The organism is Parapusillimonas granuli (assembly GCF_013416525.1).
Lineage (GTDB): Bacteria > Pseudomonadota > Gammaproteobacteria > Burkholderiales > Burkholderiaceae_B > Parapusillimonas > Parapusillimonas granuli.
Window position 1 is genome coordinate 37,833 of the sequence record NZ_JACCEM010000007.1, and the last position, 14,282, is coordinate 52,114.

The 14,282-nt window shown below is 60.4% G+C and carries 11 protein-coding genes; 6 read left to right on the plus strand and 5 right to left on the minus strand.

Features of this window, described 5'->3' with window-relative positions; translation table 11 throughout:
* Positions 1-29: 29 nt before the first annotated feature.
* The 3 genes from H0A72_RS13680 to H0A72_RS22205 are packed head-to-tail and all read right to left on the minus strand — an operon-like array spanning position 30 to position 5,175.
* Positions 30-1,187 (minus strand): YbfB/YjiJ family MFS transporter, encoded by a 1,158-nt coding sequence (locus tag H0A72_RS13680; RefSeq protein ID WP_180156229.1) that lies wholly within the window; start codon positions 1,185-1,187, stop codon positions 30-32.
* Complete coding sequence (locus H0A72_RS13685; RefSeq protein ID WP_180156231.1) at positions 1,184-3,511, minus strand: helicase C-terminal domain-containing protein; 2,328 nt, start codon at positions 3,509-3,511, stop codon at positions 1,184-1,186. Before H0A72_RS13685 ends, H0A72_RS13680 begins: the two co-directional genes overlap by 4 nt.
* Entirely contained in the window at positions 3,508-5,175 is a 1,668-nt protein-coding gene (locus H0A72_RS22205) for a VRR-NUC domain-containing protein (protein WP_180156233.1), read from the minus strand. Before H0A72_RS22205 ends, H0A72_RS13685 begins: the two co-directional genes overlap by 4 nt.
* Before the next feature lie 286 nt (positions 5,176-5,461).
* On the opposite strand from H0A72_RS22205, the gene H0A72_RS13695 reads away from it, so the two are divergent.
* From H0A72_RS13695 to radC, 5 genes are all read left to right on the plus strand, one after another.
* Positions 5,462-5,662: a CsbD family protein gene (locus H0A72_RS13695; RefSeq protein ID WP_180156236.1), complete on the plus strand. Its 201-nt coding sequence runs from the start codon at positions 5,462-5,464 to the stop codon at positions 5,660-5,662.
* Between the two features lie 51 nt (positions 5,663-5,713).
* On the plus strand, positions 5,714-5,878 hold the full coding sequence (locus tag H0A72_RS13700) for a DUF1328 domain-containing protein (protein ID WP_180156238.1): 165 nt from the start codon (positions 5,714-5,716) through the stop codon (positions 5,876-5,878).
* Positions 5,879-6,128: 250 nt separating this feature from the next.
* Complete coding sequence (locus H0A72_RS13705) at positions 6,129-7,328, plus strand: tyrosine-type recombinase/integrase (RefSeq protein WP_180156240.1); 1,200 nt, start codon at positions 6,129-6,131, stop codon at positions 7,326-7,328.
* Positions 7,325-8,491 (plus strand): PDDEXK nuclease domain-containing protein, encoded by a 1,167-nt coding sequence (locus tag H0A72_RS13710; RefSeq protein WP_180156242.1) that lies wholly within the window; start codon positions 7,325-7,327, stop codon positions 8,489-8,491. The genes H0A72_RS13705 and H0A72_RS13710 overlap by 4 nt, the downstream gene beginning before the upstream one ends.
* 334 nt (positions 8,492-8,825) lie before the next feature.
* A complete protein-coding gene (gene radC / locus H0A72_RS13715; protein WP_180156244.1) occupies positions 8,826-9,335 on the plus strand; it encodes a RadC family protein in 510 nt (169 codons plus the stop codon).
* 244 nt (positions 9,336-9,579) lie between these two features.
* On the opposite strand, the gene drt3b is transcribed toward radC, so the two are convergent.
* Together drt3b and drt3a are read right to left on the minus strand one after the other, a co-directional pair.
* Positions 9,580-11,535: an antiviral reverse transcriptase Drt3b gene (gene drt3b, locus H0A72_RS13720; RefSeq protein ID WP_180156247.1), complete on the minus strand. Its 1,956-nt coding sequence runs from the start codon at positions 11,533-11,535 to the stop codon at positions 9,580-9,582.
* Positions 11,536-11,544: 9 nt separating this feature from the next.
* Positions 11,545-12,828, minus strand: coding sequence for an antiviral reverse transcriptase Drt3a (gene drt3a / locus H0A72_RS13725; protein WP_180156249.1), 1,284 nt, complete (start codon positions 12,826-12,828; stop codon positions 11,545-11,547).
* A 613-nt stretch (positions 12,829-13,441) separates the two neighbouring features.
* Here drt3a and H0A72_RS13730 point away from each other — a divergent pair.
* The gene (locus H0A72_RS13730) at positions 13,442-14,269 is read left to right on the plus strand and encodes a DUF932 domain-containing protein (protein ID WP_180156251.1); all 828 of its coding nucleotides are present in this window, start codon (positions 13,442-13,444) and stop codon (positions 14,267-14,269) included.
* The last annotated feature ends 13 nt before the right edge of the window (positions 14,270-14,282 follow it).

Here is a 14,282-nt window from a genome sequence, read left to right on the forward strand (position 1 = left end):
CGCCTCCTCGGCTGGATCCAGCCTAGCCGTCACGCCGCTTGCCCGTCCCTCAGCGGCCTTTGCAGCAACGCGATGCCGGCCCCCAGCACCAGCACCGCCGCGGACACCGCCAGCCCGGTGGACAGCGAACCCGAACGATCACTGATCCAGCCCGCGGCGACGGGGCCGATGGCCTGTCCAATGGCGAAAAGGCTGGTGACCACGGCCAGCGCGCCGCCCCAGGCCGGCTTCGGCAGATTCGTCTTCACGAAACCCGTGGCGGCCGAAGGCACCATGAAGACGCTGGCGCCCACCAGCGCCGCCGACAGCCATATCCCCAGGATGCTGGGCAGCGCCAGCGGCAGGGCCGCCCCGGCAGCCAGCACCAGCATCGACGCGGCCATGGGCAGGCCGTCCCGCCTGCCGTTGAACAAGCGCCTCCAGAGCACCGGCGCCAGCAGCGTCATCACCCCCAGCGTGCTCCACATGATCGAGGTCGTGGCCGCCAGCGGCAGCGTGTCGATCGTGCTCTGGCGCAGCCAGGCGACCACGAACGTCATGTAGGCGATATACCCCAGGCCGAACAGAAAATAGCCCGCCAGTTCCGGCAGGCAGGGCCGCAGCGGCCATGCCGCCGACGCGCCCGAAACCGACGGCTCGATGATGTCGCGCATGGCGGCGATCGCCGCCAGCGACAGCGGTATGCAGACCGCTCCGCAGGCGATCCAGGCCCATGTCCAGGCCCCCGGCCCGGCAAAATCGAACAGCCAGGGCAGCAGCGCCCCGGTGAGCAGCATGCCGATGCCGCCGCCGCTGAAGAAGATCACGATGGCCCGCGTGCCCACCACGCCCGACAGCACGCCCCCGCAAATGAAGGCGCCCGCCGCGCCGAATCCCGAAAGGAAGCGGAAGACGGTCAGAAGCGTGAAATCGCGCGTCAGGCCGCTGGCCAGCAGCGACAGCGTGGTGACCGCCAGCCCGCCCAGGAACAGGCGCTTGTTGCCCAGCCGGCCGATCAGATAAATGGTGAGCAGCGAGCCCAGCAGATAGCCCAGGGCGTTGGCCGTATTGAGCCAGCCGGCCTGCGCGTAGCTCAGGGCCAGGTCGGTTTTCATGGCCGGCAGGATCAGCGCATAGGCGAAGCGCGCGAATCCCACCGCCACGGCTGCGCCGCCTGAAAGCGCCCACGGTATGATCGCCGGATTCATTGCATCGAGCCGCCTTCGTCATGAGTCGGGTTTTGGGTAGCGACATCATAATCCACCCGCCACCAGCCCGGCAGCAGCGCGCGTATCCGGGCCTGCCGGTAGCGGTCGTCGATGAGATACAGCACGCCCCGGTCCGTGGGCGTGCGGATGACCCGGCCGGCGGCCTGCACGACCTTCTGCAGGCCGGGGTACAGGTAAGCGTAGTCATAGGCGCGGCGCTTGCCGAACACCTGTTCCATGCAGCGCATGCGCTGTTCGTTGACCGGGTTCACTTGCGGCAGCCCCAGCGTCGATACGAACGCGCCGATGAGCCGCGTGCCCGGCAGGTCTATCCCTTCGGACAGCGCGCCGCCCAGCACGGCGAAGCCCACGCCCCGACCGTCGGGCGTGAACCGTGCCAGAAAGCCGTTGCGCTCGGCTTCGCTCATGTGGCGCGATTGCGTCCAGACCGGGATGTCCGGATGGCCTAGCATGAAGGCGCGCGCGCAGCGTTCCAGGTAGTCGAAGCTGCTGAAGTAGCTCAGATAGTTGCCCGGGCGCCGCCGGTATTGCCGCGCCATCAGCCGCGCGATGGGCTCGGCGGAGCGCTCCCGGTCGGCGTAGCGGGTCGAGATGTGGCCGGCGACGCGGACCTCCAGCTGCGCGGCCTGGAACGGCGCGGCGACGTCCACATAGGCGGTGTCCTCGGGCAGGCCCAGCGTGTCGCGATAGAAGTTCCAGGGCGTGAGCGTCGCGGAGAACAGCACGCAGCCGTGGCTGCCGGCAAAGCGCTCGCGCAGATGCGGGGCGGGGATCATGTTCCGCAGGCACAGGTCGTGACGCGTGGCGAGCCGGCGGCCCGCGGGCGCCGGCGTGGAGTCGTAGATGGAATGCGGGCCGAAAGACTCGGACAGCTTCAGGAAGTGCTGGAGCGCAAAATGCAGGGATTGCAGGTCAGGGTGGGGCGCCGGGGCCGCCTGCGTGAAGTGCTCGGCCATGGCGACGCCGGCGCGCTGCAGCAAAGGCGCCAGGCCGGCGGGCGGTTCCGTATAGGCGCGATAGGGCTGATCCTGGTCCCGGAACGCCTTGCGCCAGCCGCGCAGCAGGGCGTCGAGCCGCTTCTTGAGCGCGGGCGGCGCCACGGCGCGGGCCGCGGCGATGTCCTCTTCGCGCAGTTCCGCGCTATACATGCCGCGGGCGCGTTCCAGCAGGTTGTGCGCTTCGTCGACCAGCAGCGCCACGCGCCATTGCCGCTCGCGCCCCAGGGCGTACAGCAAGGCGCTGGTATCGAAATAGTAGTTGTAGTCGCCCACGATGACGTCGCACCACTTGGCCAGTTCCTGGCCCAGCCAGTACGGGCACAGTTCGTGCCGCAGCGCGATGTCCCGCAGCCTGGACTGGTCCAGGCTGCCGGCGGCCTGCACGGCATCGCGCCGGGCCTCGGGCAGCTTGTCGTAGAAGCCCCGGGCCAGGGGGCAGGATTCGCCGTGGCAGAGCAGCTCGGGGTGCTCGCAGGTTTTGTCGCGGGCCGTGAGCTCCAGCACGCGCGGGCCGTCGCCGCCGGCGGCGGCAGCGCCGCCCAGCAAGCGCGCCAGGGCGTCCAGCGCCACCTGCCGGCCGGAGGTCTTGGCCGTCAGGAAGAGGATCTTGTCCAGCCGCTCGCGCGGGGCGGCCTTGAGCATGGGAAACAGGGTGCCCACGGTCTTGCCGATGCCGGTGGGCGCCTGGGCGATCAGCCGGCGTTGCCCGCAGGCCGCTTTGTAGACCGATTCCGCCAGCGTGCGCTGGCCCGCGCGAAAGTCCGCGTGGGGAAAGGCCAGCGCCTGGCAGGCCTGGTCCCGGGCCTGCCGATGGCGTTCCTCTTGTTCGGCCCAGGCCAGATAGCGCCCGCACAGCGCCTGGAAGCCGCGCTCCAGGTCCTGGGCGGCGCAGTCCCGGGCCAGCATCGATTCCCGCCCATCGTCGACGTCGAAATACACGAGCACGACCTGCACGCGCTCCAGCGCGCGGTCCCGGCACAGCAGGTGGGCATAGGTCATGGCTTGCGCCCAGTGCAGGGCCCGCTGGTTCTCCGGTATGGTTTCCGCGCGGCCGCGGCAGGTCTTGATTTCTTCCAGCCGATTGGCCACGGGGTCGTAGCCGTCGGCGCGCCCGCGCACCTGCAGGCCCTGGAATTCGCCGGCCAGGGGAATTTCGGATTCATAGCCCGGCGCGCGCCTTGCCCGGACCAGCGCATGCCCTTCGATGCCTTCCTGGGCGGTGGCGCCGGGCGTGAAGCGCAGGCCCAGGTCGCCCGTCCGGGCGCCGAACTCGCAGAGCGCGCGCACGGCGACGATGTGCTTCACGCCGCGGGACGCCTTACGTGGCAGACGCTGACCGGAATGCCGTGCTGCCGGCAGTAGGCGATCCAGCGCCGTTGATTGTCCTGCAAGCGGTCGCCCGGGCCTTTCACTTCTATCATGCGATAGCGCTGGTCGGCCGGCCAGAACTGGATCAGATCGGGCAGCCCCGAGCGGTTGCCGCGGATGTCTCCCAAGAGGCGGGCGAACAGCCTGCCCAGGTGCGCGGGCGGAATGCAGGCCAGGGCGAATTCCAGCAGGGACTCGTCGAGCGCGTGCCAGTTCACGAAGCTGCATTGCACGCCCGATTTGTCCTGGAAGTTCCGGCGTATGGTGCGCCGATAGCGCCCGTCGTCGAGTTGCGACAGGCAGGTCTGGAAAAGGGCTTCCCGCCGGGCATGGAAGCCCGGCCGCAGCAAGTCGGCGGGAGCGGCCTGGAAGGGATGGAAGAAAGCGGCCGGAACCGGCGCGAAGATGGCTTCCCAGCACAGCAGGCCGAACAAGCCGTTGACCAGGGTGTTCTCCACGTAGAACACGGGCGCGGCATCTTGCCGCAAATGCCGCAGGACTTCGGCCTCGACGCGCCCGGCGCCCGGGTCCTGCGCCAGCGTGAGATCCAGGCGCTCCGCATCGAAGCGGATCGGCGGACGGCCGGGCGGCAGGCCGCAGCGGCGCAGGAGCCGGGGCAGGGCGCGCTGCAGCCGCTGCGCCTCCGCCTCGTCGGCCGGGTCTTCCAGCGCGAGCCGAGCCAGCCGCAAGGCGTCCTCGAAGCGTTCCTGGCGCTCCAGCACCCGCACGTGGCGGGCGCGCGCTTCGGTGTGGCCGCTGTGCTCGTAGCAACGGGAGGCGGCCTCCCAGTGGCGGCGCCGTTCATAGTGCTGGCCGGCGCGAAACAGCAGCCTGGCGCGCCGCGTTTCCAGCCAGGAGTTCCGGAAGGGCGCGGAAGGGATCGCGGCGACGGCGGCGTCCACGGCCTCGTCCCGGGCCTCCTGGTCCAGGGTTTCCGCGCAGCGGTGCAGGCTCAGGTAGTCGTCGACGTCGCTGCGCAGCTGGAAAGCGCGGGAAGAGGGCGAAAAATCGACTTTTTCATACACGTACAGCCCCAGCTCGGCCAGGACGAACTCCGTCCAGTCCTGCCTGAGGTTGCCGAAGAACATCAGGCGGTAGCGCTCGCAAAGGTCCGTGATGCGCAGCCGGTACACCGGGGCCGCGGCGGCCCCCAGCCATTGCGCGACGGGCCGCGCATCCGGGCACAGGGCCAGCAGGTATTCCAGCTGCGTGCGTTTCCCGGCCCGCGCCAGGCCGGCTTGGGCGAGGCGGTCGCCGAAGGCTTGCGCCAGGTCGTCGCGGGTATACAGGCCGAAGAGTTCGTCGATGCGCAGCGACGGATCGCGTTCCACCCAGCCCGCGGCCGCAAGCGGCGCCGCGGCGGCCACCGGATCACCGATTTCGGGATAGCGCAGCCGGTCGGCCCGGAACAGATCGCCCTTGCGCATGGCCATGCGCACCAGCAGGGCGCGCGAGGGGCGTTCGAGGCCGGCGAAATCCCGCATGAACCCGTGTTCTTCGGGTGACAGCAGATCCGGATAGCGGGCCTGCAGCCAGTCGAGGACGAACTGGAAGTTGTCCAGGTAGTAATAAGGCTGAGGCAGGGGCGAGGCGGACGGCATGAAACGGAAGCTAAGCTGTATTTTTGTACAGTTTACCAGCCTTCACCGGCTTTGGCGCCGGTTACAGCGCCGGCTGTTTGTTAAGCATATGTTGCGCACGGCCGGTGTGACGCACCATGTCTACCATTCTTGTTACATTTGCTGGGCTTTTGTGTGGATTGCGCTTCCGGGAATCGTTTACGTTAGTGACAAGCCCGTCCGTTCGTGAACGGATTCGCGGACCGGGCAGCTTGACGGAAGGCGGCGGGGCTGTTCCCGCCGCTGGTGAAAAACAAGGAGCAAGACCATGAATAAAGACACCATCGAGGGTCAATGGAAGCAACTGGCGGGCAAGGCCAAAGCCGTCTGGGGCGACATCACCGACGATGAACTGACCCGCATCAATGGCAATGCTCAACAGCTCGCGGGCCTGGTGCAGGAACGCTACGGCCGGACGCGCGAAGAAGCCGAGCGCGAAGTCAAGGAATTCTTCGACAAGAATCGATAGGCGCCGGCGGCGGCAAGCCGCCGACCGGCCGAATCGAACAAGGAGAATGCCATGCTGTACTACGCCGCCGTATTTTTCGTGATCGCGATCATCGCCGCGTTCCTGGGCTTCGGAGGCATCGCCGCCGGCGCCGCGTCCATCGCCCAGATCCTCTTTTACATCTTCATCGTCCTTGCCGTGCTCGCCATACTGAGCGGCCTGTTCCGCAAGCGATGACCAGCCAGTGCTGCCCGGCCTGCGCGCCGGGTTGCTTGGCCCGCCGGCCCTTTCGGGCTCGCGGGCCTTTTTTTGTTTCACGATGACTCCAGTACCGCAATTCGCTGAACTACGCCAAGGCTCGATACAGCAGGTTTATCAATCACTTAGGCGAGCTCAACATATGCCGGTGCTTTCCGAAACTTGACCCGGCTTCCCCTCGCGTGGCTCCCATGCGGCTCTTGGAAACCGGGCTTTCCGAGGAGTCATCATGGCGAAGATCAAGCTCACCAAGTCCGCAGTCGATGCGGCACACCCCCAAGACAAGGCAGTCGAACTGCGGGATACCGTGGTGCCCGGCTTCCTGTGCAAGATCACCCCAGCGGGCCGCAAGGTGTTCATGCTCCAGTACCGCACAAACGCTGGCGAGCGACGCAAGCCCGCCTTGGGCCAGTACGGGGAACTGACGGTCGATCAGGCGCGCACGATGGCGCAGGAGTGGCTGGCCGAGGTGCGCAAGGGCGGCGACCCCAGCGCGGCCAAGAACGCCGCCCGCAAGGCACCGACCATGAAGGAGTTTTGCCACACCTTCATGGAGGACTACTCCAAGCAACGCAACAAGCCCAGCACGCAGCGCGGCTATCAGGGCGTGATTGACCGTTGCATCATCCCGATCATGGGCCGGATGAAGGTGCAGGATGTGAAGCGCCCTGACGTGGCGGCGCTGATGAAGAAGCTGGCCTACAAGCAGGCCGAGGCCAACCGCACCTTTGGCGTGCTGCGCAAGATGTTCAACCTGGCCGAAGTGTGGGGGCTGCGCCCGGACGGTACGAATCCGTGCCGTCACGTCCCGATGTACCCGCCCGGCAAGGAAACCCGGCTCATCGTGGATGACGAGCTGGTGCGGATCTTCCGCCACCTGGAGCATCTGGAGGCGGAAGGACTGGAGAACTACGTCATCCCACTGGCGATCCGCCTGCAATTCGAGTTTGCCGCCCGTCGCTCTGAAATCTGCCCGCTGGAGTGGGATTGGATTGATCTGGAAAAGCGCCGCGTCGTCTGGCCTGACAGCAAGACAGGTGGCATTTCCAAGCCCATGAGCGAGGAAGCCTATCGGCTGCTGTCCACCGCGCCGCGCCGGGATGGTTGCCCCTATGTCCTGCCGTCGCCGAATGACCCGACCCGGCACATGACCCACGGCGAACACTACGGCGGCTGGACGCGCGTGCTCAAGGCCGCTGGCGTGCCCCACGTTGGCACGCATGGCATCCGCCACCGGGCGACTACCGATATTGCCAATTCGGGCGTGCCGACCAAGGTGGGCATGAAGCTCACAGGCCACAAGACCGTGGCGATGTTTATGCACTATGTTCATACCGAGGACAAGCCGGTACGGGACGCGGCCGAACTGGTGGCGAATCGGCGGTTGGCGATTACCGGGGCGTCCCGTTCTATGGAGGTGACAGCATGACAAGGAAGACGCCGGCAGTAGCGGGGAAACGTGCCGCCTTACCAACTGGCTATGCCGGCATCCATGGCGGCATCGTGGAGTTGCTGGATGCTGCGCGCCAGGCGGCGGCGCGCAGTGTCAATGCACTGATGACAGCCAGTTATTGGGAGATTGGCCGCCGGATTGTCGAAGCCGAGCAGAAAGGCAGACGGCGGGCAGGTTACGGCGAGCAGTTGATGGAACGGTTGTCCGCCGATCTGACGGCTAGATTCGGACGTGGGTTCGGTGTCAACAACCTGGAGAGCATGCGGCGTTTCTTCCTCGCGTACTCCCAGCCCGAGATTTCCCAGACACTGTCTGGGAAATTGGGAAATGAGTCGCCTGCCGAGAAATCCCAGACAGTGTCTCGGAAATTCGACCTCTCCGAACTGGCCCAGGTCTTCACGCTGCCGTGGTCGGCCTATGTACGGCTGCTGTCGGTCAAGGATGACCATGCCCGCCAGTTCTACGAGGTCGAAGCGCTGCGCGGTGGCTGGAGCGTACGTCAGCTCGACCGGCAGATCGGAAGCCAGTTCTACGAACGCACAGCCTTGTCCAAGGACAAGGCGGCGATGCTGCTCAAGGGTTCGGTGGCCAAGCCCGAGGATGCCGTCACGCCCAACGATGCCATCAAAGACCCGTATGTGTTGGAGTTCCTCGACCTCAAGGACGAGTATTCGGAATCCGACCTGGAAGCGGCCTTGATTCAGCGGCTGGAAGACTTCCTGCTGGAGCTGGGTGAAGGCTTCACCTTCGTCGGGCGGCAGCGTCGTCTGCGCATCGATCAGACCTGGTATCGGGTGGATCTGCTGTTCTTCCATCGCAAGCTGCGCTGCCTGGTCATCATCGACCTGAAGCTGGGCAGCCTGACCCATGCCGATGTGGGGCAGATGCATATGTACTGCAACTATGCCAAGGAGCATTGGGCCTACCCGGACGAGAATCCGCCGGTGGGTCTGATCCTGTGTGCCGACAAGGGCCATGCTTTGGCGCGGTATGCGCTGGATGGCTTGCCGACCAAGGTGATGGCTGCGAACTATCGGACAGTGCTGCCGGATGCAGAGTTGCTGCAAAAAGAGCTGGAGAACACGCGGCGTCTGCTCGAATCTCGTGGAACGCTGTCCCTCAAGGACGATAAGCCATAGTCGTTCGTCCCGGCGTACCGCCGTCGGGCTCGCGGGCTGCGCCCTGTGCTTCGTGCCAAATCACAGCCATTCGGCGCTGATCCCTGATGCCTCCGGCCTGGATCCTTGATCCGGGCCTGCGCGTGCTGCGCACTTGCCAACGGCGGGTGTGTGGCTGAGCGGGGTGTAGGCGGTCTTGCTGTCCCCTTCACCGTATCACGGCGTTCTCGCCGTCAATGACTTCGCGTGCTCGCACGCTTGCGGCCTATCGGCCGTCTTCGATCCCTGACTGCTTGCGCTGCGCCGTGCTGGCCACGGTTCCGGGCAATTCCGCCCGAGCAACCGGAGCACAATCATGTCGCAACTTTCCTTTTCCTCGTTCGATGACGCTTTGCTGGTGCGTGACGCCCAGGGGCGCTACTCGCCGGCATCGGTGGATCAAATTCTTGAAGCGGCACGCCAGGCCATTGAGCTGAAGATGCACCGTGGTGCTGAGTTCACTTCGCCAGCGCTGGTCAAGGAGTACCTGCGCAACAAGCTGGCAGGCTTCGAGCATGAAGTCTTTGCGGTGCTGTTTCTGGATACGCACCACCGGCTGATCGAGTACCGGGAGATGTTCCACGGCACCATCGACAGTGCATCGGTGTATCCGCGCGAAGTGGTCAAGGAAGCGCTAAGGTTCAATGCGGCGGCGGTCATCCTCTCGCACAACCATCCGAGCGGGAATCCTGAGCCAAGCAGTGCCGACAAGGTGCTGACGCAGCGGCTCAAGGATGCGCTGGGACTGGTGGAGGTGCGCACGCTGGATCATGTCATTGTCGCCGGTAGCGACACTGCGTCCTTTGCTGAACGTGGCCTGATCTGAGCCTGGGGCTTCGGCCCCTTTTTGCTTCGACAAAGGGAGGTGAAGGAAGGGGCCCCACTGAGTGTGTGGATGCACAAGCCACCGAAGTGACTTGTGCACCACTCAAGCACCGTCCCATATTTCCTGTCATTGCTGACCATACGCACGAGTCGATACTGAATGGCGCTCTTGCGAGCACCGGCTTCAGCCACTGGCGAACCAGCAGAAGATGAGGGGACACCCTTCCTTCGCAGGCGAGTGTAACCTAATACGCTTGCTTCAGCTCCTTCTTCTCTAAAGAATTGAGCAGATCAATATCATTCCAATCCACCTGCGCATGGCTCGTATTAATGCCCGTCAAAAATTTCTGCAAATCCGCTTTGCTGGGCTGGGCAAATTGAAGGGTTCTAAAGAGACTTTTGATCCAAGCAGTCTTCTGCTTATCGGGTACATAGGGGCACGAAAGTAGGTCGAGTAAGAGATGGGCCTTTTCGCTATTCATCAAGACATCAGAAAGATCAGATAATTTTCCCATCGCCGCATCCAGAAGCTTAGTCCTCAGTTCTTGGTACACATTAGAATCTCGCACATAGAACAGAGAGGCAACAATGGTGAAGTATGTTAACTTCCCCGCGCTGACAAAAAGCTCATCAATAATCTCTGGCGGCAACAGATGATTATCACCCAGCTCCCGCGTTGCTAATGCAATATTAAAAGATTCAAGGTGAACAAATCCTTCAATATCGCCGGCGTGCTTCATGCCACATTGGTCATGCAGCAATGAACAGGTAAGATCAAAAATTTTTTGATGTACGGTTGGATATCCAGCAGGTAAATGCTTCTTGCTAAATCGTGCGGCCAAAATTAAGGACGTACTAAGTTTGTACGACGCGCCAACAGAGGGGGCAACACTGTAAAGAAAGAACAATACGTCGAGCAACACAATAAATGCATCAACATATTCGCCATCTTGTATGGTGCTCGAAGAGTCGTCATGATTAACCAGCCTCTTGACTCGCTCGGTAATCACTGAAATTAAGAAGGACGCAATCTCATCATAGGTCGATTCATTTGAATGACATAGAGCCTTTACTGAGTCAATGTAGCTTTTGGTTAACTTCCATTTGTTATGGATACCTTTGGGGCTGAGCACTCCCGTCCCAGTTTGCTCAAGAAATTTTTCAAAAAATGAATTGGCTTGTTGTCCTGCGTCATAGACAAGCCTTGCCTTGGATGAGGAAAACGGCCTTCCTATGCATGTGGACTTCGCTGTGTTTGTGTGAAGGTTGAAATCAATTAGAACATCTGCATATTTATCGTGAATTCTATTGGCAATGGACTCATCTCGAGCAAATATAAAAACGTCATCTACGTAGCGTCGAAATTCATAATGTTGACCAAATTTCAAGTCCACCAGCTCTTGTATAACTCGTCGATCAATTTCCTGAAATAGTATTTCAGCAAAAATCCTGCTCACCTCAGGGCCTATCGGAATTCCATTTGTCTCATTATGATTTCCGTGGCGGATGACGCCGTCAAACTCTTGGGCAAAAGTCGAGGAGACATTAACGTGCGACTTGGTAAAAGGTTTGTCTTTAACTGCCCAAGAAAGGCAGTGGGTATAGATGCTGTCAAAGCATTTTGTGACATCAAGCGTCTTTAGAAAAGAAAACTTTTTTTCCAATGCGAGATAATCTCTCGAATTGAAGAATTTATACAGGCGGTCGTATCCTCTATACGAAAAAAAAGAGGGCGCATGCTTGACATACTTGTCGAGCCCGTCGAGGGCAATGGAGCCGGTTTTATACTTGTTAATATTCTCCCAAGAGCTTTTTGAATAAAAGCTACTTGCGACTGTTTTGGGCGCGCGGATGGACGCTGGGCTTATCGAGCAATAGTGAATTATTAGCTGTTCATATTTTTCATAGAAAACCCTTGTTTTCCATTGGGAGGCCGGATGCAATAGAGCAAGACGCCGAAAACTCTTTGAGTCTTTCTTGATTTTATAGGTATATGGTATGGTCGAGTTTGGTGGTTTGCTTATGCCAGCATGCAAGACCAGAGATTTGATGACGGTACTTTGCACATGGTCAGCACTATCTAGGGTAGCAATCTGATCATAGAGCCCATCATTCGAGAATATGATTGGGGTTTCGAACGGAGTGGTCTCTGTAATGAGAACTCTGTTGTAGTCGCTGCGGCGAATTCGGTTTTTCTTCATTTTATCGCCTTAGTAAATCCAGCAACTCTGAATCTGAGATATTCGTGTTGCGGAGAAGTGGATGAAGCTACGGTTGCTGTGCCCTTTCGCAAAGCTGTACGCGAGTAATTGGCGCTTCTGATGTGCAGAAATTATTGTGTTCGTTATCGAAAAAACCCGACCCTTTTTCGATAGAACTGCATTTCTAAGAAATCTATCCAGGTCTTTTAGGCCGGCAGCACCCTCTGAAATCAATGGGTAGCTATGATATATCCCGGCGACTTTCTTTCCACCTGCTTTCGGGTTATAGACACTGAAATTTTGTGTCAAGAATGCGATGCGATCACGGAGCAATCCCCAGTCATTAGACTTGGCATGGCTCAGGAATGAGCGGACAATTCTTGTTTTAATTCGTTTGATCTTCTTTCTTGCGATATCTACGTGGACTTTTCGGTACAACTCTCCGTCCTTAGTTTTTCCTGCTTCCTGCTTCGTGGGATTTTTGACCAAGAATTGATAGCCAAGATAGTCAAACTGAAGGAGTTTTGGCGCGATTTCGGAATCTTCTTTTGCCACCCTGGTGGTCGCTGCGGCAACATTCTTCTTATCAGGATTTAATTCAAGTCCGGGAGGAAGGCAAGAGCGTAATTCACGTAGAAAATCTGTTTCATTTTCCCTTGCTGACGAGACAATAATGATGTCATCGACGTACCGAGAATAGTAAAATATATTTCTGCCCCAGCGCATCTTCTGATCGAAATCCTGCATTAGAATTTCTGATAGCGCAGCACTAATGGACAGCCCCCTTGGTACGCCACTACCTCCAATCGCAGTATGGGCATCAAGCAGCGACTCGATTAACTTCCTGCTATGCGGACTCAAGTTCTTGATGCTGGAAACGGTATCAAAAATATGTTTTCTCTGGAAAGACTCGAAAAATGATCGAATATCCAAACGATAAATTCGATAAGGCACTCCTTCTTCTAGGAGGAGCTTGAGATTTTTTACGATCTGAGATCGACCATCTGCCGCCAGTGAAGTACACCTTTTTAAGTTCAGTCGAAGTTTTCGCTCCACCAGCTCGTCTTGATGCCTGGCTAAACGATAAACAGTCTTTCCCTTAAGAGGGAATCCTGCCAGGGGTATGGATGGAGGGTCGAAATGGGAAATGGCTGATGCAAGCGCTTGACTGAGGAGTTGGTCTCGCAGGGCCGCTTGACCAGCAGCAGGGACTCTGAGGAAATCTCTCTTCCATAGCACGCGCTCAAGCGTCTTTATACAAAAAGACTGATCGAATGAAGATGCCCGCGACATTAGTCCCCTCTCTTGCCTTAAATTGCCTACTCAGATAATTCAGAAAACTTCGGGTGCACGCTTTCCATAAGCTGATGTCACTTCTTCGTGAAATCCCAATAGCACGTACACGTAGATATTAAGCGAAACATCTGCTTGCGTCTCCGCTTCGCGGACCACGCTGCTCCAGGTTCGCTATCCGCTCATCCCTGACGGGACTGGCATTCGCCAGCCTTCCACATCCCTGACGCCTACGGCCCGGCTTCCAGCTTCGGGCCTGCGCGCTTCGCTTGCGTGCGGTCAGCACACAGGGATGGCCGTTGCCTTGTCCAGCCGTCTCCCCTGACTTCATCACCTTACCCGCGACCGTAGCCCGCTTCCGTGTGCCGTCAAGGCGCGCAGGGCCGTGTCCTCGGCTGCGCCTGCGGGCCGCACCAACCCTGCGCTTGTCTCCTTGACGGCCCCCGTCCGCGCGCTCCTTTGGCCGCGGGCGATGAACTCAGGAAAGACGGTGGCAACAGGGCCAACCGGGTTCCTCGTGCCAACCGCACCGAACAGCCGAAAGGCTGGGCTCCGAATCTAGGAATCCGGTGTGCGGTTTGAACAGCAAACCCTTTTCGTCAGGAGAAAGACCATGCTTGCATCCCGTTTCGCTTCCCGTTCCCCGGTACTGCGCAGCGATTCCCCGCTGTCCGATGACCAGATTCACCGCGTGGCCCCGTCCATCTTTGCGGAAGCGCCCCACGAAAGCCGTTCCCAGCGGTACGCCTATATCCCCACCGCCACGGTGCTGACTGAACTGCGCAAGGAAGGGTTTCAGCCCTTCATGGTGACGCAGACTCGCACCCGCCACGAAGACCGACGCGACTACACCAAGCACATGATCCGGCTGCGCCACGCCAGCCAGATCAACGCCCGAGGCGAAGCCAACGAAATCATCCTGCTGAACTCGCACGATGGCACCAGCAGCTACCAGATGCTGGCCGGCATGTTCCGTTTCGTGTGCAGCAATGGCCTTGTTTGCGGCGACACCGTGGCCGATGTGCGCGTGCCGCATAAGGGTGACGTGGCCGGGCAAGTGATCGAAGGAGCCTATCAGGTACTGCACGGTTTTGACCGTGCGCTGGAATCCCGCGAATCCATGCAGGCCATTACGCTGGACGAAGGCGAGGCCGAAGTATTCGCCCGCGCTGCGCTGTCGCTCAAGTACGACGACCCGGACAAGCCCGCACCCATCACCGAATCGCAAATCCTGATGCCACGCCGGTTCGACGACCGCCGCCCGGACTTGTGGAGCGTGTTCAACCGCACCCAAGAGAACCTGACCAAAGGCGGTTTGCACGGGCGTAGCGCCAACGGACGCCGCCAGCAGACCCGTCCGGTGCTGGGCATTGATTCCGATGTGCGCCTGAATCGCGCCCTGTGGCTGCTGGCCGATGGTCTGCGCCAGTTGAAAGCCTGATTTCCCTGCGCGG